The organism is Niastella sp. sgz303648 (assembly GCF_059587045.1).
The window spans coordinates 653231-678309 of sequence record NZ_JCAPSW010000001.1; the positions used below are offsets into that span (position 1 = coordinate 653231).

17 protein-coding genes are annotated in these 25079 nt (G+C 43.3%); 9 read left to right on the plus strand and 8 right to left on the minus strand.

The window, feature by feature from the left end:
* Positions 1 to 6: 6 nt before the first annotated feature.
* From AC59IL_RS02305 to AC59IL_RS02315, 3 genes are read right to left on the minus strand one after another with little or no spacing between them, the layout of a single operon-like run.
* Complete coding sequence (locus AC59IL_RS02305) at positions 7 to 930, minus strand: glycosyltransferase family 2 protein (protein WP_496550455.1); 924 nt, start codon at positions 928 to 930, stop codon at positions 7 to 9.
* Between the two features lie 21 nt (positions 931 to 951).
* Positions 952 to 1863 (minus strand): hypothetical protein, encoded by a 912-nt coding sequence (locus tag AC59IL_RS02310; protein WP_496550456.1) that lies wholly within the window; start codon positions 1861 to 1863, stop codon positions 952 to 954.
* A 1-nt stretch (position 1864) separates the two neighbouring features.
* Positions 1865 to 2689, minus strand: a complete 825-nt coding sequence (locus AC59IL_RS02315; RefSeq protein ID WP_496550457.1) for a class I SAM-dependent methyltransferase — start codon at positions 2687 to 2689, stop codon at positions 1865 to 1867.
* Between the two features lie 247 nt (positions 2690 to 2936).
* Between AC59IL_RS02315 and AC59IL_RS02320 the strand changes: the two genes are divergently transcribed.
* Positions 2937 to 9206: a PKD domain-containing protein gene (locus AC59IL_RS02320; RefSeq protein WP_496550458.1), complete on the plus strand. Its 6270-nt coding sequence runs from the start codon at positions 2937 to 2939 to the stop codon at positions 9204 to 9206.
* Positions 9207 to 9280: 74 nt separating this feature from the next.
* A complete protein-coding gene (locus AC59IL_RS02325) occupies positions 9281 to 10570 on the plus strand; it encodes a hypothetical protein (RefSeq protein ID WP_496550459.1) in 1290 nt (429 codons plus the stop codon).
* A gap of 188 nt (positions 10571 to 10758) precedes the next feature.
* On the opposite strand, the gene AC59IL_RS02330 is transcribed toward AC59IL_RS02325, so the two are convergent.
* On the minus strand, positions 10759 to 11508 hold the full coding sequence (locus tag AC59IL_RS02330) for a menaquinone biosynthetic enzyme MqnA/MqnD family protein (RefSeq protein WP_496550460.1): 750 nt from the start codon (positions 11506 to 11508) through the stop codon (positions 10759 to 10761).
* A gap of 59 nt (positions 11509 to 11567) precedes the next feature.
* Here AC59IL_RS02330 and purB point away from each other — a divergent pair, with 59 nt between their 5' ends.
* Positions 11568 to 12914, plus strand: coding sequence for an adenylosuccinate lyase (purB, locus tag AC59IL_RS02335; protein ID WP_496550461.1), 1347 nt, complete (start codon positions 11568 to 11570; stop codon positions 12912 to 12914).
* Positions 12915 to 12995: 81 nt separating this feature from the next.
* Here purB and AC59IL_RS02340 read toward each other — a convergent pair whose 3' ends face one another.
* From AC59IL_RS02340 to AC59IL_RS02350, 3 genes are all read right to left on the minus strand, one after another.
* Positions 12996 to 14024, minus strand: a complete 1029-nt coding sequence (locus AC59IL_RS02340) for a GNAT family N-acetyltransferase (RefSeq protein ID WP_496550462.1) — start codon at positions 14022 to 14024, stop codon at positions 12996 to 12998.
* A gap of 171 nt (positions 14025 to 14195) precedes the next feature.
* A complete protein-coding gene (locus AC59IL_RS02345; RefSeq protein WP_496550463.1) occupies positions 14196 to 15791 on the minus strand; it encodes a peptide chain release factor 3 in 1596 nt (531 codons plus the stop codon).
* 263 nt (positions 15792 to 16054) lie between these two features.
* Complete coding sequence (locus AC59IL_RS02350; RefSeq protein WP_496550464.1) at positions 16055 to 16924, minus strand: aldose 1-epimerase family protein; 870 nt, start codon at positions 16922 to 16924, stop codon at positions 16055 to 16057.
* 118 nt (positions 16925 to 17042) lie between these two features.
* Between AC59IL_RS02350 and AC59IL_RS02355 the strand changes: the two genes are divergently transcribed.
* The 5 genes from AC59IL_RS02355 (at position 17043) to AC59IL_RS02375 (ending at position 22839) form a co-directional block, all read left to right on the plus strand.
* On the plus strand, positions 17043 to 17678 hold the full coding sequence (locus tag AC59IL_RS02355; RefSeq protein ID WP_496550465.1) for an MgtC/SapB family protein: 636 nt from the start codon (positions 17043 to 17045) through the stop codon (positions 17676 to 17678).
* A 163-nt stretch (positions 17679 to 17841) separates the two neighbouring features.
* Complete coding sequence (locus tag AC59IL_RS02360) at positions 17842 to 19092, plus strand: ABC transporter permease (RefSeq protein WP_496550466.1); 1251 nt, start codon at positions 17842 to 17844, stop codon at positions 19090 to 19092.
* Positions 19093 to 19166: 74 nt separating this feature from the next.
* Positions 19167 to 20201 (plus strand): tRNA (adenosine(37)-N6)-threonylcarbamoyltransferase complex transferase subunit TsaD, encoded by a 1035-nt coding sequence (tsaD, locus tag AC59IL_RS02365; protein WP_496550467.1) that lies wholly within the window; start codon positions 19167 to 19169, stop codon positions 20199 to 20201.
* Between the two features lie 170 nt (positions 20202 to 20371).
* Positions 20372 to 21085 (plus strand): tRNA1(Val) (adenine(37)-N6)-methyltransferase, encoded by a 714-nt coding sequence (locus AC59IL_RS02370; RefSeq protein ID WP_496550468.1) that lies wholly within the window; start codon positions 20372 to 20374, stop codon positions 21083 to 21085.
* A gap of 356 nt (positions 21086 to 21441) precedes the next feature.
* Entirely contained in the window at positions 21442 to 22839 is a 1398-nt protein-coding gene (locus tag AC59IL_RS02375) for a hypothetical protein (protein WP_496550469.1), read from the plus strand.
* Here AC59IL_RS02375 and AC59IL_RS02380 read toward each other — a convergent pair.
* Positions 22824 to 24023, minus strand: a complete 1200-nt coding sequence (locus tag AC59IL_RS02380; protein ID WP_496550470.1) for an NAD(P)-dependent oxidoreductase — start codon at positions 24021 to 24023, stop codon at positions 22824 to 22826. The genes AC59IL_RS02375 and AC59IL_RS02380 overlap by 16 nt on opposite strands.
* 158 nt (positions 24024 to 24181) lie before the next feature.
* On the opposite strand from AC59IL_RS02380, the gene AC59IL_RS02385 reads away from it, so the two are divergent.
* Positions 24182 to 25069: a hypothetical protein gene (locus tag AC59IL_RS02385; protein ID WP_496550471.1), complete on the plus strand. Its 888-nt coding sequence runs from the start codon at positions 24182 to 24184 to the stop codon at positions 25067 to 25069.
* The last annotated feature ends 10 nt before the right edge of the window (positions 25070 to 25079 follow it).

The window sequence follows — 25079 nt, forward strand, 5'->3', positions numbered from 1 at the left end:
TTTTTATCAATCTTCCAGTGTTCCTGAAACCCGGTTGAAGATATAACTTATAAGCATAAAACATTTTGACAACACGCCTGTTTTTAGCAAATGGGGCGAAAAGATGCTTTGCATTTTCAACATACTTAATAAGGCAACCGGTATAGGAAGATCGCTGGTATATCCTTTTAACTGGTCTTTATTGCGGATACCGGCATTGCGAAACAGCCTCCACCAGTCATCGTAAAACGAAATTTTCTTCAGCGCATGTGTTCCGTTTTGCGACAGGTACAATAGCCGCTCCGGTATTAAAAATTCCCTTAGAAAAATTACATCATGCTGCGAACTTACTCCTTCTACCCCAAAACGTGCAATAAGCACATTCATGTATTCGGGCTGTATTGATTTATTCCTGAAACAACTGATATTAAAAGCCCAGTCTGCATGCGTTTTGTATTCAACAACATAATTGCCAACCAGGTCAAACACCTTCCGGTTATAAAAAATTGCCTGATGCGAAATATTCTTTATTAACAGTTTTTCATAGGTAAACGGCCCATCGTACCAATGGTGGCTATTACCCATCAGCACATTGCCATATATAAAAACCGACCTGCTTTTTTGTATAAATAAGGAAACATTCAATAAAACATCATTGCTCAGCAGCGTATCGTCTGAACCCATAAAATACAACCACTCTCCTTTCGCAGCCTTCACTCCCTTATTCATAGCATCGTAAATGCCTTTATCTTTTTCAGAAAAAAAACGCACCCTTTTATCGGTGCCGGCATATTCCTGTAGTATTTGAAGCGTATTGTCTTTCGATTGACCATCAGCCACTACTACCTCAAAATCGGTAAACTGTTGCTTCAGTAAACTATCGAGTGTTGCGGAAAGTGTTTTTTCAGCATTATAAGTAGGAATAATTACCGAAAACAAAGGAGATGTCATGTATATTGATTATGCATTTTATCAGTTAAATAAGCCCCCATCGATCCTGCACCATAGCTGGTACAATTTTCTTTTTATGCGTGCACACATAATTTTTAACCGATTCGATTCGATTGCCTTTTTTACAGTGGCTGCACTTTTGGTGCGATGATGGTCAAGCAACTGGCCATATGGCGAATTAACAAACGGTTTTGCAGCATAATAGCTAACCTGCTTCTGATAATATTGATTCACCTGGTTAAATTCATTGGCCACCCGGTATTGGGGCAATTTATAGTGATTGCCGTATTGGGTAGGCATTCTGTACAGCGGTACCTGGTGCAGGGCGGCCAGCAACGACAATATCGACTGGTCGCGGCGGTGCTCAATAAAATCGGGCAGATTTTTTTTGCCCAGGGTATTGGGCATATCGGTGATGATCCTTTTATCGGTGCCATTTTGCAGCCATTCCTGTACAAACTGCACGGTTTCGGGGCATTTTCTGAATAAGGCAAATGCGCCATCGCACTGTATACTGCGCCAAAACTTTTTGTTATCGCAGTCCATTAAAATAAAGCAATCCCGTTTGGTCCACATCGAATTGGGCAGATTGCCGTTGGCAAAAAGCAGTACCGGCTGTTGCAGCTTACAAATTTCGATCAGCGGGTCGATGGATGCGACAAACTCAAGGCCGCTGTCGGCATATACCACTATATCGCCATCGGTCAGGACGTTCAGCGTTTCGAGAATTATATAGGGCTTCCACAGCCAGCAACCGGCGCCGGTAGGAATATCGAGTATCTCTTTGTTACCGGCATAAAATTGCGTGGGTTTGATATCGTCAAAATCATAACTGTTGATTTGCTCAATACCAAACCGCCTGGCAGAATTGTTCAGACGATAACGGCTTTCCTGAAAAACGGAATTCGACAGATTTGTAAGAACAACCTTCATATTACAACTTAAAGCTCGAAATCATGCCTACCAGATGAGGTTGCTCGTTCTTTCCTATCCAGCCATTGATATTCATAAAATAGATGTCGGCTATTTTGTACACCTTGTCGTATTTTTCAATGATCCTGAAAAACGACTTTTTCATTTTTCCAACTAGGTCGTCCCATACGATGATAAACTGCTCATCGAGCAGGTCGTATTTTACCAGCATTTCAAATTCAAACAAAATGGCCTGGGGAGTATGTAAGGCATCGGAGAAAATAAGGTTGAATTTTTCGCCTTTCAGTTTCGCCCAGCTGCTTTCGTCCCACACATCGGCGCTTAAATAGCGAACATCCATGCCGCGGTACTGAAATTCGGTTAACGACGATTTTATTTTTTTTATGGAATTGGCCGGTGTGTCCCATTCGGCCTTGGATTTAAGCTCCAGTTTTTGCATCAGTACCGGGTTAATTTCTTCAATATCGTAACCGGTGAACCGCCCTTTTTGGTGGGCGTTGATCATTTGATAAAAGTTCTTGCCTACCGAAACGCCGATTTCGAGGTAATTCAGTTTCGAAAAATGCTTTTTTGACAAATAAAGCATCAGGTCGGTATAAGTTAGATCGTCGCCGATCTCTTTATTAATATCATCTTTAATAAAATCAGGAACACCATATTTAAAGCACGAAACCTTCATGGCATCTTCATTGATCCAGTTGCTCACGCTTTTTAGCGAAGCGCGGTTAATTTGTTTCAGCGGGGTCATTTCTTTTTCGTCGAATGCTACTGCCGGTTTCGTTTCAATTGAACTGGATTTCAGAATTCTTTTTAATGCGTTCAACATGCTTTTTAAATTTTTTTAATCCGTTTTGCGGTATGCCTCAAATGGCAAAAATACAGCTATTTATATGATTATCAGCAAGGCCTTCAATCCCCTTTTACTAGGGGCCCGGGATGAGGTGCAACACACTTATACCCCAAAACAGCACGCTTATTGCCAAAAATGCACGCTTATTAACTCCGGGCAGCTTTATAGCAAAATATGAATATATTGGCCCCTTAACCTACTAATCACCAAGGCCCTAAACCCCATGATAGCCAGAATAGTGCTGCTTTGTCAGTTTTTACTGATTTGTACCTTTTCAATTGCTCAAACAAATGTAGTGGCCAATTTTACTACACCCGATACGGTGTGCGTAAACTCACCGGTAAATATTACCAACCTGTCGTCGGGCGCCACCTCATACTACTGGAACTTTTGTGTGGCCGACATCAATCAGGCACCCACCGGCGTTAATTTAGGCAACCCCGGAGGATACCTCAGTGGTCCCGTATTTATGGACTATGCTTATACAAACAATAATTATTATGCATTTGTCACAAATCATTATTCGGGAAATTTAATACGTCTTGATTTTGGAAACAGTTTATTAAATACGCCCACAGCAGTGAACCTGGGCAATTACGGAGGTGTGCTACAATCAATCAGCGCAGTAGAAGGCATACAAATCGTACAAAATGAGGGCAAATGGTATGCTATTATAGTTTCCGGTTACCAGCCTTCAGGTACACAACCAAAGATCGTAAAAATAGATTTTGGAACAAGTATCACCAATCCCGGTACCGCTACCGACTGGGGTAATTTAGGTAACATGAGCCAGGCCATCGACCTCCATATATTTAAGGAGAATAATAACTGGTACGGGTTTACAGTAAATGCTGAAAATAACACGATCACCCGCTTTAACTTTACCAATAGCTTCGACAATACACCCACTGCCGTAAACTTAGGAAACCTGGGCAATCTGAATTATCCCACCGGAATTTATGCTATTAACGACAATGGTTTCTGGAGAGTGTTTATTACAAACGGAAACACAAGCGCTTCATTAACCAGGCTCGACTTTGGTTCATCTCTGCTGAACACACCAACAGCTGTTAACCTCGGCAATCCAAACAACGAACTTCAACAACCGCGGGATTTTACCATTATGAAATTCTGCGGACAAATCATTGGTTTTGCCGTAAACGGAAATCCTTCCTATAACAATATCGTTCGGCTCAATTTCAACAACGATCTAACGGCAACGCCAACTATTACTACAGTTGGCAATATCGGCAACCTTAATTTTCCGCATTCCATCTCAAAACTGTTCAGGGTAAACGACGATATATATACGTTCATTACCAACGTAAGCAACAACAGCATTACCCGCTTACGTTTTCAGGGATGTACCAATGCCAGTGTATCGAGCTCTGTGGTGCAGAATCCTGCGCCTGTTACCTATAATACACCCGGCACCTATAACATCAATCTTACACTCGACGATGGGCTGCCCACACAAACCAGCTATTGCAAACAGGTGGTGGTATTGGGTCCGCCAACGGTAAATCTCGGAAACGATACTACTCTTTGCGCGGTAAATAATTTAGTGCTCGATGCAGGCAATGCCGGTTCAACATTCCTGTGGCAGGATGGATCGACGGGGCAAACATTTACCGCCACTAATTTTGGAAAGTACTATGTAAAAGTCACAAATAAATACGGATGCGCCAATACAGATACCATTACCCTTTCGGCCTGTAAAATTGTAACAGCCGGTTTTACCACACCCGATACCGTATGCGTAAACACACCGGTAAATATCACCAACACCTCATCGGGGGCTACCACGTATTACTGGAATTTTTGTACGGGTAACCTGAATGCACCTCCGCAGGGCGTCAATTTTGGAAATATCAACAATGCCATGTCATCGCCGGTTTACATTGATTATGTATTGGAAAATGGCAATTATTATGGTTTTGTAACAGATAATTATACCGGCAAATTATTCAGGCTCGATTTTGGCGCCAGCCTGCTGAATACGCCTTCGCTTGTTAACTTAGGCACTTTAGGAGTAATACCTGTAGGCGCGGAAGGAATACAGATTATAAAAAATGAAGGTAAATGGTATGCGATAATTGTAGGAGGAACGCTTGCAGCAGGAACCACACCGCAAATAATCAAGGTTGAGTTTGGGACTAATATTACCAATACGAGTCCGGTAGCTACCTCCTGGGGTAATATTGGCGGTTTAAGTTATCCTCATGATCTGTATGTTTTTAGTGATAACAATGGAATCTGGTACGGACTCACGGTTAACTCTGATAACAGCACCATTACAAAGTTCAATTTTACCAACAGTTTTTCAAATACGCCCACTGCAGTTAATCTGGGTAATATCGGGACCCTCAATGGCCCTACGGGCCTTCATGCCATTAATGATAATGGAAACTGGTATGCATTCGTAACAAATGCTGTTGGTAATACCTTAACACGGTTAGATTTTGGCAACTCTTTACTGAATACGCCCACAGGGCAAAATTTAGGGAATATTGGCGGGCTTTTTCATGCCAGTTGGGATATTACCATTATTAAGTTTTGCGGCGACCTGTTAGGATTTGTGATCAATGCCGACCAATCGTATAATACTATCATAAAACTTAATTTCAACAACAATATTACAAGTACCCCAACGGCGGTAGATTTCGGTAATATTGGTAATTTAAGATTTCCGCATTGCCTGTCGAAAATATTCAGAGCAGGGCCCGACCTTTATGCTTTTGTTCCAAACGTAGCCAATCAATCACTCAGCCGGTTACGCTTTGCCGGTTGCACCAACGCAAACACGCCAAATTCAACGGCACAAAACCCTGCACCTGTAACCTACAACACAGCAGGCACCTATAATATTAATCTAACTGTAGATGATGGCCTTGCTACCCAAACGGCTTTTTGTAAACAGGTGGTGGTATTGGCCCCGCCAACGGTAAATCTCGGTAACGATACCGCTCTTTGCTCAGTAAATAATTTTGTGCTCGATGCCGGTAATGCCGGTTCAAAATTCCTTTGGCAGGATGGATCAACGACACAAACATTTACCGCCACCACTTACGGAAAATATTATGTAAGCGTTACCAATGCCAAAGGTTGCACAAACAGCGATACGATTGTTCTTTCACCGGCAACCACCACGCCGGCCGATTTTTATTATAAGCAGGATATTTGCAATCCGTTGTCGGTACAGTTTTTCAGTAACGGAAATAACCTCACCAATCCTTACTGGTCGTTTGGCGATGGCAACACAACCACCGGTAGTTTAAATCCCGTATACACCTACCCTGCTTTTGGCGATTATACCGTTAAATTCGGTATACAAAACGGTAATTGTAAAGACACCATTACCAAAACCATTCCTATTAAAGTAACGTATGCCAATCTGATTCTTACGCCGGATACTACCATTTGCGCCAATACCACCAAACAATTGCGTGCGCAACCGGCGCTGAGCTTTTGCTGGTCGCCTTCAACCTGGCTCGATAATCCACAATCGCCCACTCCCGTTACATCTACACCAGGTAAGATAACTTATTATTATACAGCCGAGGTTGCCGGTTCCAATCTGATCACCAATGGTGATTTCGGCAGCGGTAATACCGGGTTTACTTCTGAATATAATTACGCTACACCCAATGTTACTGAAGGCCAATATTACGTTGGCGTTAATCCGCAATCGTGGAACCCTGCAATGAGTGCCTGCTACGACCATACTACAAATATTGGTCGCAGTTATATGATGATGGTAAATGGTTCACCCGTGCCAAATGTAAAAGTATGGACCACAACAATAACGGTAACGCCTAATACCAATTATGCATTTTCGACCTGGATACAAGCCCTGTATGCGGCCAATCCGGCGCAGCTGAGTTTTTCCATTAACGGAAAAGATATAGGCAATTTAATTACGGCCAGCCTGCCAACCTGTACCTGGTCGCAGTTTTATACCACCTGGAATTCGGGCAATACAACAACGGCTACTATTTCTATCGTAAATAAAAACACACAGGTGCAGGGTAATGATTTTGCGCTGGACGATATTTCATTTGCACCGGTATTTATACAACGCGATAGTGTAATTATTTCGGTTGACACACCGGTTGTAAAAACCAATAACGATACTACTATTTGTAAAAACAGTCTTGTGCAGCTACAGGCCAGCGGGGCCAATACCTGGTCGTGGACGCCGGCCGCAGGATTATCCAATACCACCATCAGTAATCCGGTAGCTAAACCAAACGCCACCACGCAATATATAGTTGCAGGCACAACTATTAATGGCTGCGTGGCAAAAGATACAGTTGTTATTTCGGTAGATGCTATAATGGCCGATTTTCATTATAAACAGGATGTATGCAATCCGCAATCGGTTCAGTTTTTTGCCGATGGCAATAACCTGTTAAACCCCTGGTGGTCGTTCGGTGACGGAAATACTTCGGGCAATCTGAATGCAACCAACACCTACCCTTCTTTCGGCAATTACACCGTTAAACTCGCTGTACAAAACAGTATCTGTAAAGACACCATTACCAGGATCATTCCGGTGAATGTTACCAAAAGCAATATTATTCTTACACCCGATACAACCATTTGTTTCAACACCACCAAACAATTGCGTGCACAACCAGGGCTAAGCTTTTGCTGGTCGCCTGCCACTTATCTCGATAACCCGAACACCCAAAATCCGGTAACAGCTACACCCCAAAAAATGACCTATTACTATACAGCTGAGGTGTTGGGCAATAACCTCGTTGTAAATGGGGACTTCAGTAATGGTAATACCGGTTTCATATCCCAGTATACTTACGCTAATCCTAATACCACCGAAGGACAATACTTTGTATCGGCCAATCCGCAGGCCTGGAACGGTTTACTCGGAAACTGTACCGATCATACTTCAGGTACCGGAAATATGTTGCTGGTGAATGGCGCCACTCAGGCTAATGTACCGGTATGGACACAAACCATTACAGTGATTCCTAATTCCAACTATGCTTTTTCAGCATGGTTACAGAATGTGAATGTGAACAATACCGGTAGTAACCCGCCCAGGTTGCAATTTTCCATCAATGGAAATATGATAGGTAACATTTTTCAGGGAAGCTATACCGTTTGTAATTGGGACCGGTTTTATACCAACTGGAATTCAGGCAGCAATACCACCGCTACTATTTCCATCGTAAATCAGAATACTATTGCCAGCGGTAATGATTATGCCCTTGATGATATTTCGTTTGCACCGGTATCGATACTGCGCGATAGCGTGATTATTTCTGTTGATACACCTATTGTAAAAACCAATAACGATACCACCATTTGCAAAAATGCCCTTGTGCAATTACAGGCAAGCGGGGCCAATACCTGGTCGTGGACGCCCGCAACCGGATTATCAAATACCGCTACCAGTAATCCGGTAGCGCAACCGGATGCAAACACCCAATACATTGTAACAGGACAAACTGCAAATGGATGCATCGCCAAAGACACAGTTAACATCGGTTTGTATCCAACACCGGTTGTTTTAACAGATCATAGCTTTCTTATTTGTCCAAATGGTACTGTGCAGTTATTTGCCAATACCGGCATGCTCACCTATACATGGGCGCCGGCTGCCACATTAAACAATGCATCGATCGCTAATCCGGTGGCAACGCCTGCGGCAAGTACACTGTATACCGTTACCGGAAAAGATGCCAACAATTGTACCTATGGCGATTCGGTATTTGTGGGTATACGCAGTATCCGGTTTGCCGCATCGGGCGATCAGGCTATCTGCTACGGTTCCTCGGTTAAATTGAATGCCACAGGCGGCGACACATATCAATGGACGCCAGCCGCATCACTCGATGATGCCACTGCATCAAACCCTGTTGCCACCCCCGATGTAAATACCCTGTACAGTGTTTATATTGCCGAAAGCACCTGTTCGCACGACACTACTATTAATATGTATGTTACGGTGAACCCAACACCGGTGGTAACAGCCAATAAAACCAATGATATCAATTGCACGTCGCCAACCGCTAAGCTCAGTGCCAGCGGGGCCCTTTCATATGCATGGAACCCGGTAACCGGCCTTGATTATCCCACCATGCCCAACCCGGTGGCAGGTGTTGATACCACCACCACCTATTATGTAAAAGGCACCAACCAGTTCGGCTGTTCGGCCACCGACAGTGTAACCGTATATGTAATGGCCGAAGGAAAAGTAACTTTTGTGGTACCAAATGCATTTACCCCCAATGGCGACGGCCATAACGACTGTTTCGGCGTTAAAAGTTTCGGCGGTGCTGTTATTGAAGAATTTTCAATTTTTACCCGGTGGGGCGAAAGAATATTTACCAGCAATAATATATACAAATGCTGGGACGGCCGCTACAAGGGCAACTTAATGGAGCCCGGTGGATACGCATATGTTATAAAGGCCAAAACCATTTGCGGCACCATAAAAAGAAGCGGGATTGTGATGCTGATCAGATAATAGTCCAATAAAGGGTTTTCTCTTTTTACTCTTTTATACGCTTAGCCTATCTTAGCGACACCAAAAATCGTTTCATGAAAAAACCGGTTAAAACAGAAGAAAAAAAGCCCCTTGAAACACTGACTGCGACGAAAAGTCCGGCCCTTTCATCCTGGCTGATCAATGCCTGGATATTTATTCCGGCGCTGCTGTATTACAGCGTGATGAGCCAGCACGTGGTGAATATTCCTATCATGGACGACTACGAGGCCATTCTTCAGTTTTTGATGGATTTTAAATCGGCCTCCTTTGGCCAAAAGCTCGGCCTGATGTTCAGCCAGCATGCCGAACACCGGTTGCTGTTGTCGCGCATTGTATATGTTACCTATTATTCCCTGTTTGGAAATGTAAATTTTAAGAATATCATTTTTATTGCCGATCTGCAGTTGCTGGTCATTTTTCTTGTATCGGTTTATTTCATGCGCAAAACCATCGGCGGAAAATACTGGGGCATTCTGGCATTCATATGGGGCATGTGCATATTTGATCTGAACACCTACGAAAATGGTGTTATTGCCATGTATGGCATGCAGAACTACGGTGTTATAATGTTGTTTTTTGTATCGCTGTTCTTTTACAGTCTTGAAAATAAAAAATTCTTAATACCGGCTGTTTTCTTTCATTTCCTGTGTATTTTTTCGAGCGGTAACGGAAACGTAGCCTCAGTATTTATTATTCTTTTTGCGATATTGAATAAAGACAAGCTCAAAATAATTACTGCAGCAGCAACCATGCTGGTATGCACGCCGCTTTATTTTTTGCACTATATAAAACCCGCTCCCAGTCCTTATCATTCCGGGCCGTTTGTAGCCGATATAGCCATCCCCTATTTTATAAAAATGGCCGGCGCTTATTTCAGTTTCGACAATGCCATGATATTCGGAGTACTGGTACTGGCGGCATTAGCGCTTGCTTTTCCATACAAAAAAGTGTTTGTAGATCCAACCTTTGCAGCAGTAGTATGTATATTGGGTTTTGTGCTGGCCACGATGAGCACCATCAGCATTTTCAGAAGTAATATTATCAATGCCCAGTTTCAATCCAGCAGGTACCTGATGTATCCCCAGTTGGTAATTGCTTCTATATCGTTTTTTGTTTACATGAAAATCAAAAACAAAAAATGGCAGTTGCCGGCCATCATTGTACTGGCGTTGATTCTTTTAAAAGCATATGCTGATAATTACCAGTTTGGAAAAGCCGGTTTTGAACGCTATAGTATGCGCGCACAAACGTACGACTACTACCATCCCGATAAAAAGAAAGCAGCGATGATCAGTGAAAATGCCTGTAAAGCGGGATTGTATTGTATACAGGATGAAAAGTGAGTTTTAAGTAATAAGTATTAAGTTATAAGTACAGGCGCCAGGCCGGTTAGTGTACTAAAAGCCGAAGTGTGCGACGTAACAGAAGTTTCATAGCAGCACAAAAGCCGGGTACATAATTATGTTTTAATATAAAATAGTGCGTTGTATCACCGTGACTTTGCGCGAAGCAAGGACTTATAACTTAAAACTTACAACTTAACCGGGGCATTTAATAACGATAAAAACTTCTCAAGCCCCTTCCTCTTTTCGGCAGTGAGCTCATAACTGATATGTTCGGTATAATAGCTGTGCAAATCGAAAATGGGGTAAGGATTTTCAGCCACTACCGTTTCAATATTTTCAAGCCCCAGCTTATTGGCTGCATTAAATTCACTTATAAAATTTGCAGGCAGTGGTTTATTGCTTACCCAGGCAGCGAATACAAAAGGCAAACCGGTGAAATCTTTCCAGGCTTCGCCAAGATCATATATATAAGGCGACACTTTTCGTTGCTCCAGCGCCCGGTCGCCGATAACCAAACCAGCGGTGGTGCCTTTTATTTTTGAACGGTAATCTGATTTTGTATCTGTAACCGTAGGTTGAATTTGCCAGTATTCACGCATTAATATTTTTGCCAGCGCTACCGAGGTGCGACTCTGGTAATCGAGCAATACCTGCTCAACCTGGTTCACCGGCACTTCGCTAAACAGCGCTACCGAGGCCACCGGCCCGGTACAACCAATGCAATAATCAGTTACAATATGATATTCGCGCAAATGAGGGATCACCGCCACAGGTACCAGGCCCACATCAATCGACCCGTCGAGCAATAAACGGGCAATATTCGACGGATAATCTTCAATAAGTATTAAGCGGTCGCTTACCGGCGAATGCTGAATACCATACACTAAAGGCTTTGTATTGAGATAATTAACAATTCCAACCTTAATCTTATCCAATTGATTTAATTTTGCGGCGACAAAGGTACACGACGAGCCCTAATAAACAACAATTGTTCATGGAACTAAACGCACTTACGGCCATTTCGCCTGTTGACGGACGCTACCGCCACCAGGTTCAGCATTTAGATGATTATTTTTCAGAATTTGCGCTTATTAAATACCGCGTTCTGGTAGAGGTGGAATATGTGCGGTTTCTGGCAGACAAAAAGTTTTTTACCCTGTCGGCCGACGTTAAAACGGCCCTGCAGAATATTGTAGAAAACTTTTCGGTTGAAGACGCCCAAAAAATCAAAGACACCGAAAAGATCACCAACCACGATGTAAAAGCGGTTGAATATTTTCTGAAAGAAAAATTAACGGCTGCCAATGCCGGTGAAATACAGGAGTGGGTGCATTTCGGCCTCACTTCGCAGGACATCAACAATACCGCCATTCCGCTGTCGTGGAAGCATGCTATTGAATTTGAATACCTGCCCGCCGTACTGAACTTTAACCGCCAGCTCGAAATACTGGCTACCGACTGGAAAGATGTTCCCATGCTGGCCCATACACACGGTCAACCGGCCAGTCCTACCCGCCTGGGCAAAGAGATTATGGTGTTTGTTGAGCGGATAGGCAATCAGGTTGAACAGATTATTCAGGTATCCGTGACCGCCAAATTTGGCGGCGCTACCGGTAACTTTAATGCCCATGCCGTAGCATTTCCGGGAAAAGACTGGGTTCAACTGGGTAATGAGTTTGTGGAAGGGGTACTGGGTTTAACGCGCCAGCAATTCACCACCCAAATTGAGCACTACGATAACCTGGCGGCCCATTTTGATGCCATGAAACGCATCAATAATATCTTAATAGATCTTTGTCGCGATATATGGACCTACATTTCGATGGATTATTTCAAGCAGCGCACGTTGAAGAACGAAGTAGGCTCCAGCGCCATGCCGCACAAGGTAAATCCCATTGATTTTGAAAATGCCGAGGGTAATCTGGGTATCGCCAGCGCCCTGCTCGAGCACCTGGCCGCCAAATTACCGGTAAGCCGTTTGCAACGCGACCTCACCGATTCAACCGTATTGCGCAATATCGGCGTTCCGTTTGCACATATTATTCTCGCCTTAAAATCAATCGAAAAAGGACTGAGTAAACTGGTGCTTAACACCGCTGCCATTAACACCGACCTCGAAGATAACTGGGCTGTTGTAACCGAAGGCATCCAAACCATTTTACGCCGCGAAAATTACCCGCAACCTTACGAGGCTTTGAAAGAATTAACACGCGGAAAAAATGGCATCAACCAGCAAACCATTCATCAGTTCATCGATGGTTTAAAAGTTTCAGCCGACATAAAGAAAGAATTGAAAAACATCACGCCGCAGAATTATACGGGGGTGAATCCGGAGTTTTAAGCAATTAGCTAATTTGATAATTTGCTAATTAGCTAATGAATACAAGGTTTTTCATTAGCTAATTATGTCATTAGCATATTATCACATTGGTTTTTGGTATTTCCACCACAGCATCTCTCCCCTTTTATCAAACTGATCAAAGCCGTTCTTTTGCACAACGCGAATAGACGCGGCATTTGACTGATGGGTTTCGGCCAGTACGAATTTTATATCGGGCCGGCGGGCTGTCCATTGCAACAAGCCTTTCACCGCTTCGGTCATATAACCTTTGCCCTGCATGGCAGGCATGGTGCCATAACCGATTTCAACACTGCCCCCATTTGCCGGCGGACCTTTAAACCCCATTTCGGCTACTATAGTTTTGCTTTGCTTATCAACTACCAGCCAGAAAGTATAAAAAATGTAATCATTGCCGTTAGCTGTTTTCATTTTTGGCACCGTAAACTTACTCACCCTTTCCTGTACCTGCGGGGCAATGGTGCGGCCGGTATGGGCAAGCCCTAAAACATCTTCGAGTTTATTATTGGTTTGAAGATATAAATTCAATTGCTGGTGTGTAAGCGGAAACAGGAGCAGCCGTTCTGTTTCGATGGCATTTGGATTTTGGGTCGAAAAAAAACACAGCTCAACATTAGCCTGCCTGATGTTAGGTTGTTGATTAAACCCGCATCGCAACAATACCTTTTGCGAAGCCATGTTTGCCATTTCGGTTATGGCAACTACGCGGGGCAGCTTCATTACATCAAATGCATACCGAAGGCCTCCGAGGGTTGACTCAGTGGCATATCCTTTGCCCCAGTATTGTTTTAACAGGGCATAACCTATCTGAATTTCGGGATGTGGCTGGTTTTCGTAGGGCTCAACCGGAATAACGGCAAAAGAGCCGACAAATTCGTTGGTTTTCTTATCCAGCGTGGCCCAGCGGCCCATTAAAGGGTATTGTTCATAAAAAGTAAGGTTTCGGGCAAGGAACACGGCACACTCTGCCCGGCTTTTAGGCGCTCGTATATAGCGCATGATTTCAGGGTCGCCATTCAGCAGAAAAAAGTTTTCTTCATCCTGCTTTGTATATCGACGAATATATAACCGGTCTGTTTCAAAAACGATCATAACTTAAGTTCTTTGTTCTTCAGTTCTAAGTTCTGAGTTTTTGGTTAGTTTCTATATAAAAAGAAAAGATAGCCTTACAGCTATCTTCCTTTTTATTAACAACTTAAGCCACTAAAAGCTCATTATCAATATCTTACTTATTACTTACAACTTACTACTTATTACTTCATCTCACACTGCCTCTTTATGTATCTCACTCGTAAAGTGGAACTCAATTTCAGGATTATTGGTTCGCTCGGTATTCAGGAACCATTCGCTTTGCGCCAGGTAAACCAGGTGGCCGTCTTTATCGGTAGCGATGTTATTCGATTTAAAGCGCGTAAAATCATCCAGTTTTCTGGGATCGTTACTGGTTATCCAGCAGGCCTTGTAATACGGCATTGCCCTGAATTCGCAACTGGCGCCATATTCCTGCAGCAAACGGTACTGAATTACTTCAAACTGCAGGTCGCCCACACAGCCGATGATCTTTTTATTACCGCCAAACTGAGTAAACAACTGGGCTACACCTTCGTCGGTAAGCTGCAACAATCCTTTTTCCAACTGCTTGGTTTTCATTGGGTCTTTATTGATCACCTCTTTAAATATTTCAGGTGAAAACGAAGGAATGCCGGTAAAATAAAAGTTATCGCCCTCGGTTAGGGTATCGCCAATTTTAAAATTGCCTGTATCGAATAAACCTACCACATCGCCGGGAAAGGCTTCTTCAATAACATCTTTATCGCGGGCCATAAAGGTATATGGATTGCTGAAACGCACATCCTTATCGAGCCGCACATGGTGAAAATATTTATTTCGTTCAAAACGGCCCGAGCAAACCCGTAAAAACGCAATCCGGTCACGGTGTTTGGGGTCGAGGTTGGCATGTATCTTAAAAATAAAACCCGAGAATTTATCATCCTGCGGCGAAATATCGCGGATGGTGGTTGGGCGCGGACGCGGAATGGGGGCAATGCGGATAAATGTATCGAGCATTTCCTTTACTCCAAAGTTGTTGATGGCGCTGCCGAAAAACACCGGCGCTACTTTTCCGTTCAGATAATCCTGCACAGGCAAATCGCCATATACGCCGGCAACCAGTTCCACATCTTCCCGCAGAATGGCGGCATCTTTTTCGCCCAGCTTTTCATCGAGCAGCGCACTGTCGAGGTCAGATATCTGCACCGCATCTTCATCGGTTGCCTTGGTATTGGCCGTGAACAGCAACAGGTTTTTATCGTGCAGATTGTACACCCCTTTAAAATCCTTACCGCTGTTGATGGGCAAGGTCATGGGATGCAGGGATATACTCAGTTCTTTTTCTATTTCTTCGAGCAGATCGAAACGGTTCTTACCGTCGCGGTCCATTTTATTGATGAAAACGATCACCGGGGTATCGCGCATGCGGCAAACTTCCATCAGGCGACGGGTTTGTTCCTCTACCCCGTTTACGCTGTCGATCACCAGAATTACACTGTCGACCGCCGTAAGGGTACGATAGGTGTCTTCGGCAAAGTCTTTGTGACCGGGTGTATCGAGCAGGTTGATCAAAATATTTTTATACTCAAAGCTCATTACCGACGTAGCTACCGAGATACCTCTCTGCCGCTCAATTTCCATAAAGTCGCTGGTAGCGTGCTTTTTGATCTTATTGCTTTTTACCGCTCCGGCCGTTTGAATGGCGCCCCCGAACAGCAGGAATTTTTCGGTAAGCGTTGTTTTACCGGCATCGGGGTGCGAAATGATAGCGAACGTTCGGCGTTTACTGATTTCGTTATTGTACTTCATTGTTCAATGTGCCTGTCGTAAAGGATAAACTGCTCCGTAAAGGGAGGCTGCTCCTCTTTATGACTTTTAGCCGCGCAAAGGTACGGTTTAGGAAGGGATTGGGGAAGTGTTTTGAGCTACGAACATAAAGTCATTTAGTGTATTTCATAGCTGAAAAATCAGGCAAAACGCTTGTTTTAATCAATAAATTTTTCATTAGGAGCTCATACACAGGTACTTTTTAGGGTTTGCTTGTTCCTGGCGAAGGATATATTATATACACCTCAAAACAACGTAACCGTCCACGTTCTTGTAAATGCCTCGCAGGAGGTTAGCTTATTGATCCCTTCCTTATCTTCCAGTTGCTGACTGGCTTCTACCCCATCGGCAATGCCACACCAGGGCTCGATACAAACAAAATCGGCATTCTTTGCCGCCCATATACCCAGAAAAGGAAATCCGGGGAAGTCGAACCGGAAGCCATGTTTGGTTTTATCAGACTTCAAAGTAATTATGGATGAACTAAGCCCCTTCATTACCAGCGCATCTTTCTGAAACAACTCTTTCGACAAAGGCAGCCTGTTCGACTGCTGCAATAAAGGAAGCGGTGTTGTTTCAATTAAACCATCATTCGAAATAGGCCAGCGGGGTGCTGTTTCAGATTGATCGAACTGCAGGTAATAATCGGTATAGGCCGTGTCTTTTACCAGGGGTATGGCAAAGGCCGGATGAGCACCTACCGAAAAAAACATATTGTCTTTACCGTTGTTCGTAACTTTGTAGGTAACAGCCAGCGAATTTTCATACAATGTATACCGTATGCGAAACTCAAATGTAAAAGGATATACCTGCTTTGTTTCGGCATCATCGCGCAGCAAAAAAGTAATGGTATCGGCTGTTTGTTCTTCTACCGCAAATTGTTTATCGCGTGCAAAACCATGTCGTGGCAACTGGTACGAACTCCCCTTATAAAAATAGGTATTCGCCTTCAGCGTGCCTACAATAGGAAACAGTACCGGTGAATGCTTTGCCCAAAAAGCCGGATCACCATTCCACATATAATCGAGGTTGTGCTCTTTGTGAAATAGCTGAGTAAGCTCGGCTCCTTTGGCGTTGATAACGGCTTTGATCTGTTGGTTCTCGATAGTAAACATGGCCCCAAGATACAGAAGTTCTGAGTTTTAAGTTCTTAGTTATGAATTCAATTATCATCCAACTTTATAATTAACTTAGAACATAAAACACATTAACTCAGAACGATAAATATAAACTATGACACCGGTATGGGACATTGCCATTAAACTGTGTATCTCGGTTTTGATCGGCGGTATTATTGGAGCCGAAAGGGAATACCACAACAAATCGGCCGGCTTACGTACTCTAATGCTCATTTGCCTCGGTTCTACATTGTTTACCATATTCTCAATGGAAATCGGCGAACACACCTCGCCCGACCGTATTGCCTCGAATATTGTAACCGGTATCGGTTTTGTTGGCGCCGGCGTGATTTTCATGGGCGGAACTGGCATCAACGGCGTTACCACCGCCGCTACCATTTGGCTAACAGCAGCCCTGGGCATGGGTGTGGGCGCAGGTCATCAGTATTTAGCGCTGGCCGGGTGTATCATATTGGTGGGGATTTTATATGCCTTTACGGCTATTGAAGATTGGATAGGCAAATTCAACCGCGTGCATACCTATAAAATTGTTCGTCCCTACCACGATCATATTCTCGAAGACTATGAAACACTCCTGAAACAATATCATCTTACTTTCAGAAGAGGCACTCAATACCGCAACCAGAACACAATCTGCAGCATGTGGGAAGCTGAGGGTTCAAAAAAGAACCATAGTGCATTTATTAATCATGTATTGAATGATCAGGAAGTGGAAAGATTTGAATTTTAAATAATGTTAGGTCATAATAAATCCGGCCACTAAAAGATGTAACATTTTACCTGCCTTTCAGACTAACATTCCGATAGTTAACCGGAACAACCATCAAACTAATTATTCAGCCATTTAACCATCAAATGGTTCAACAGGTTGTTTATAATATTACTTTTGAAATATGCGCCGTGTTCTTGAAATACTGGGAAGCAGCCTTAACTTAACCTGGCAGGAATTTAAATCGCACAAAATACGCACCCTGCTTTCGCTTTCGGGCGTAGCATTCGGTATTTTTTGCATTATCAGTGTACTGGCAACGGTAGACAGTCTTGAATTCCAGGTTCAAAAAGATATTAAAGCCCTTGGAACAAATACCGTATACATCGATAAATGGGTGTATGCCGGTGGTCCTGATTATCCCTGGTGGCGATATGTAAAACGCCCTTCTCCCGCTTACGAAGAAATGTTGTTGCTGAAACAAAAAGTTCCCGCAGCAGCCAATGTAGCTTTCAATATTAATACCAACAGCTATGTAGGTTTTGAAGAAGATGTGGTAAACAGCGTAAACTACTACGGTATTACGGAAGATTTTGTAAATATTCAACCGGTAGATATTGAGGTTGGCCGTTACCTGCAGCCGGCCGATTACGATTATGCATCGAACGTAATAGTAATGGGTTATACCATTGCCGAAACCTTATTTGGCAAAGCCGAAAAAGCGATAGGTAAAAACGTGGTGCTTAAATCGGGCAAACGGGCGCTGATAGTAGGGTTGATAAAAAAACAGGGCAAAAGCTTTGTAGGTGGCTGGGAATACGACAACAGCATACTGATGCCGCTGGGTTTTATGAAAGAGATGGTGCGCGAAAAAAACAGCAGCCCTATTATTATGGTGCAGGGTAAAGAATCGGTGCCCATGGCGCAGCTGCGCGATGAACTTGCCGGCGCCATGCGTTCTATTCGCAAATTAAAACCTACCCAGGAAGATGATTTTGCACTGAACGACATCGATGCCTTCAGCAGTTTTGCAAGCGAAATTTTTGGTGGTATTAATAAAGGGGGTTGGTTTATTGCTTCCTTGTCGCTTGTTGTTGGTATGTTTGGAGTGGCCAATATTATGTTTGTTACCGTTCGTGAACGCACATCGCAAATAGGATTGAAAAAAGCCATCGGCGCCAAACGGTCTGTAATTCTTACTGAATTTTTGCTCGAATCGACCTTCCTGTGCATTATGGGCGGTTTACTGGGTTTGATCATTGTATTCATATTAACTTTTGCCTCATCTGCCATTTTTGGTTTTACCGTTTTTGTTGCACCCAAAATATTGGTGCTGGCCATTTCCATTTGCGTAATCGTTGGTGTATTGGCGGGCATCATTCCGGCATCGATTGCCGCGAAAATGGATCCGGTGGTAGCGATAAGAAGCAAGTAAATTGTTACCGGTTACCAGTTTCCTGTATCCGGTAACTGGTAACTAGAAACAGGAAACTGTATTACATTTGCGGCGTGAGCATAACCATATTAGCAATTGAATCTTCGTGCGATGAAACTGCAGCAGCCGTTTGTCGCGATGGCATCATTCTTTCGAACTATATCGCCAATCAAACCATACACGAACAATATGGCGGCGTAGTGCCGGAACTGGCATCAAGGGCACATATGCAAAATATTGTACCCGTTGTACATGCCGCGCTGCAAAAAGCCAATCCTTCTCCCGATAGCGATCGGGACGCTCAGGACCTGTTGAAAACAGTAAATGCGATTGCATTCACCCAGGCGCCCGGATTAATCGGTTCGCTGCTGGTAGGCGCACAATTTGCCAAATCATTATCACTCGCCCTGAATGTTCCTTTAATAGCTGTGCACCATATGCAGGCGCATGTGCTGGCCAATCTCATCGAAGATCCCAAACCAGCTTTTCCGTTCTTATGCTTAACGGTAAGCGGCGGCCATACGCAGATCGTTTTATGCGAATCGCCTCACTCGCTGAAAGTGATCGGCGAAACGATGGACGATGCGGCAGGTGAAGCCTTTGATAAATCGGCCAAATTGCTTGGCCTGCCCTATCCCGGCGGTCCGCTCATTGATAAATATGCCAAACAGGGAAACCCCAAACGCTTTAAATTCCCTGAGCCGCAAATACCTGGATTGAACTTTAGTTTCAGCGGCTTAAAAACTGCTATTCTTTATTTTCTGCAGGAAAATACAGCCGGTAACAGCCGGTTTATTGAAGATAACCTCGCCGATATCTGCGCTTCTATTCAACACCGCATTGTTTCAATTTTGCTTAACAAGGTCAAAACAGCTTCGATTCAAACGGGCATCAAAAACATTTGCATTGCCGGTGGTGTATCGGCCAACAGTGGTTTGCGCAATGGCCTTACCGAAATGGGGCAGCAATACAACTGGCAAACTTTTATTCCCGCATTTCAATATTGTACCGATAATGCCGCCATGATTGCTATTACCGGTTATTACAAATACCAGCAGGGCGAATTTGCTGATATGAGTGTGAGCCCTACGGCCCGTGCAGAATGGTAGCAGTTAAGTTTCTGGTTTGTGGTTCTTTAAATCGGGCATTCCTTTTTTCTTTTGGCATCCCGCGGCTTAATCAGGCTGTTGCATATACTCAGGGAATCCACATCGCGGCAGCAACTACAAACCACAAACTTCAAACCATTTAAGTTATATTGCAATCTCACAATTCCTGCATGCCAAACCCTTACTTTAAGTTCAAGCAATTCACCATTCACCAGGACCAGTGTGCCATGAAGGTATGTACCGATGCCTGTATATTGGGCGCCTGGTTTTCGGCCAAGATACCTGACTATACCACTGTGCTCGATATCGGCAGCGGAACGGGATTACAGATGTTGATGCTGGCCCAACGCTCGCAGGCAGAGATACATGGTATTGAAATTGACCTTGCTTCGTACAAACAAGGGAAAGAAAATATCAGTCAGAATAAATGGAAAGAGCGACTAAAGATTTTTCCCGGCGATGCCCGCACCTTTGTATTTCCACTGAAGTATGATTTTATAATTACCAATCCGCCTTTTTTTGAAGATGACCTGCTGTCGGAAGACGATCGACAACAGGTAGCCAAACACAGTAAATCATTAACGCTCGACGAACTGATCACTGTAATCAGCAACAACCTGCAGCCGCATGGTGCTTTTGGTATTTTACTACCTTATCACCGGTGGGAGTATTTCGACAAGCTGGCTTCGATGCAAAATTTTTATCTTACCGAAAAACTATTCATCAAACAAAGTCAGCGGCATTCGTATTTCAGGGCCATATTGCATTACAGCCGGAGCCATGAAGATTTTGCCCCCTCCTTCGATCTGGTGATACAGAAAGAAGATGGTTCCTATACCGAAGACTTTGTTGAGTTGATGAAGGAGTATTATCTGTATTTGTGAGGTGAATGGTGAATGGTCAATGGTCAATGGTGAATAAGTTCCCAATATATTTTAACCCTATTACTCGCTATCTGCAGGCTATTCCGCTGGTCATAAGCGCTGCCATTATTATCACAGGCATCAATATGTGTATTTTTCTATTTACGGGTACATCAGAGCTGGCAAATTATTGTTTGTGTTTTTTGCATTACCTCGTTTTATGGATGGCTATTGTAGTACAATATACCATCTCGTTTCCTGTATTCCATTTATATAAAATGAAAGTGGCGCATGAAAGACCCGTTGAGTTAGAAGTTTTAAATTCTGAGTTCCAAGTTTAAGGAGTTATGCTTATTTTGTATTGAAAACCCTGCACTATGAGTGATATCCGGAACCGTTATGTAAAATTTGTTCCCATTGTACTGGCTGTAAATATTGTATTGGGCTTTGTATATGCTACCATTTTCGAAAACAGCTTTAACCACAACAGCGAGGTTAAAAACACATTGCTGCTTAACGGGCTTGTGGAAACGCTTGAGTGTGTGACTTTGTGGTTCGCCATCGGATGGGCGCTGAATAAAAGAAAAGAAGCCGCCATTGCATTTGGATTTGCAATGGTATTGATTGTACTTGACTATTTTACATCCATCCCCCCATTTCATCAACAAGCCCTGTGGCTGACTGAGTTATTGCGGCCATTTCGAAACTATTATTTTCTACCGGCTTTGGGTTTTGGGGCGTTATGCTTTAAAAAATTTAGTGAAATCCGTTATTTTTTATTCTTTTTCATATTTGTATATGTAATCACCATATTTATAGCCGGAGGAAACGTTGGGGATATTCCGCATAATCAGTATCAGTCGAATTACCAAACAGAAAAGTTTTCCGGAGTGAGCCATTCCGATATACCTCCGCAGCAATTCAATGTTTTTTTATATGGTTTCAAATTAGCAATTTCTGTTCTTGCATTTATTTTATTGGGCGAATGTTACAACATGGCTATTCAGGGCCTGGCTAAAAAAACCCTAAGGCTCGATTTATCTTTCCGGTATACAAAACTAAACGCCCTTTCATTGTTTTATATTTACAGACTTATCATCAGTATGCTGGTTATCGGCCTGTTTATATATCCGTATAGCGTATTTAATAATGATAATAACATCACGCACTTTATCAATCAATCGCCGGTTACTATTTTTCTTACGATAACCTGCGGACTCATAAGCCTGCTGTTTGTTATATTGTTATACCGGAAATTTTTGGTTGAGTACTTTGTGCTGGTGCGGCAAAAGATCTCCTGGTTATACTGGATTATAAATATTCCTATAGTTGGTTTGGTCGTGTTTCTGATTTTCGCGCTGGCGGCCGATGAAAATAATAAAGTTGATGAAAATTATACCTGGTTCAAATATCATAACAGTATGTACCAGAGTCGTAAAAAGATCATTGGGGTCATTTTGTTGTTCGGGTTTCTGGCGCAGGTGATTAAACCGGGTATGCGGCCTCCTTCAACTGAATCATGGTATTTTTGGGTGGGCGGTTCAATACTTTTCCTTTGGTATGCCAATGCTGTTTCGGGCTATTATGTAACGCTGGCACTTTCGGTAGCGGGCTATCTCAGTTATCTGATGCTGATGTACAATAAAGTACCGGCCTTTTCCAATCCTGATATTATTATAGTGTGGCTTATAGGTATGGTGATCGCCATCCAGTATATTGTCTTATTCCCATTGTTTCATATAAAGCAAATGAAATTAGCTCAAAGAAAGGCGTAATCCTTCATATAACTATACCGTTCGGTTAAACGCCCCTGCTTTACCATGGTGGCCCGTTCTATAACGGCAGAGGGTGTGTTTTTTACAAGGTCTTCCAATACATATTTTATAAGCTGTTCGCCAAAATACCGGCTGGCGTCGCGTGGCAATTCGTTGGGCAGATTGCCAACAGCTATTATATCGATGCTGCCCGGTAAATAAGGCGCTGTTTTTTGAAAGGTAATTCTGTCAACCCCATAAACAGGGTTTTCAATGGTTTGATCGCCCAGGTTAATGGGTACCGATCCGTTGGCATCATCGGTTATATCGGCAATGGTTCGAATGCCAAAGTCGCCGGTTATATCGCTTTTTTCGAACAGGCGCGGAACGGCATCGGTCCAGAATATGCCGTTCATAAGTACATCTGTTTGCAGGGCATAGGGTAAAAATGTACAAGCATAAGCCTCGGGGTTAGCATGAAATTCTTCGCGATTGTACAGGCCGGTGGTTTTGTTTTTATACAAATCGGGACCTTTCAGCTGTGTATAAACGGGATAGGTAAATTTTCTTTGCAGATATTCATCAGGCTCTACTTCAACCACACCCAGCAAATTCATGATCTCCAGAATGCCATGCGCCACCCTGCCGCTGCCGGTAACCGCAATTTTTACGTTGGGAAGCCGAAGTCCGAAATAGGTATGAATCAGTTTGGTAAAACTGGCCTGTTTATACACCCTTTCGAGCTGGTATAAACCGGTTCGGTTGCCATAGGCCATCATGCCGTTGTGAGCGCCTACCACCCCTGCAAAAAAGCCAAAACCAAGAATACGCTGGCCATCCTCGTGTTCAAGGCATTCGTAGTCAATGAGAGTGATGTTTTTATGTATAATAGTGTGGAATAATGCCTGGTTATAAGGCTGTTTTTTACGGGTATGTGAAAAGAAAAGATAAACTTTTCCGGGTATCAGCCATTGAGCCGGCACTTCTTTTATGCCCAATAAAATATCACAGTTACTGATATCTTCTTTTACCGCAACCCCGGCCATTTCGTACTCGCTATCGGCAAAACAGCGGTCGGCCGAGCTTTGAGCCACTATTTGCACCCCGGGTATATGGGCCAATATCCATTTACACTGGTCGGGAGTAAGGGCTACCCGGTTATCCACAGGTATTTTTCCCTCCTTTAATAATCCGAGAATTATCATTAATTTTAGCAGGATTTTAAATATCTGACTTCCAAATGACTAAATAGCAACAATATAAATATTCGTGGATTATTAATCAAAAAACGAATATTTGTTTATCAGTATCCGTTGAAATTAGGGAAAACAGGCAGGTTACCTGCCCCAAAACCGCAACTTACATGAAAAGCAAATTGTGCATTAGTCTTCTATCACTGTCGTTAGGATTGCTGATCGTATTTTTTGCGTGCAGCAAAGCAAAAAATACACCACAAACAGACCCTTCAGATCCAAACAACGACACCGGCAATGTACGCATAAAAACTACTCCGGGTTGTACGGCTGCTCCCGACTACGGCGACAGCATCATATACACAAAATATAAAGGCCCCAATAACGATTATACTATAAAGCCTAAAAATGATACTGTCGGCGGCAGATATATTGCCTGGCCCCAGGGACTGGTGATCGATTCGGCTACCGGTGTAATTAATGTTACACAAAGTGAAACCGGCGAAAGGTATAACATCGGCTTTATAAAAACCGGCACACAGGATACCTGCGTTAGTCCATTGATCCTTGCCGGTGTAACATATATTGACAGTGTTTATGTGCTCGACAAAAACGATACACTGGCCACCCCCATTTATAATGCCAATCCGGCAACACCGCCGGTGTGCGATAACAGTAATGACGATGATTATCCCCCATTTGGCCAGGGTAATACCAAATGTTATTTTGACGATGGAGGTGCAGCTAATGGCAAAGGCGTAAAGGTTCGAACTGTGAGTGGTATTATCAACATGAAAAAAACAATAGCTGACGGCGCTTTTGGTTCAAATCCACAAAACGGCGACAGTAAATTAGTTACCATTGTGTATCGTCTGAATGATGCCAGCGCCAGGGCCCCACAGCATATTCAGGTACAACTGGTATATTATGAGCATTTGTCAGATGTTCCGACATCATTACAAAACGAAGTAACCATTAAACGGCAAAACTTTCTTAATTACCGGATAGTAAATGGCAAACCCCGTCCGCCATTGTTGCTGATTGTATTGCATAACTAATCAATTCTGT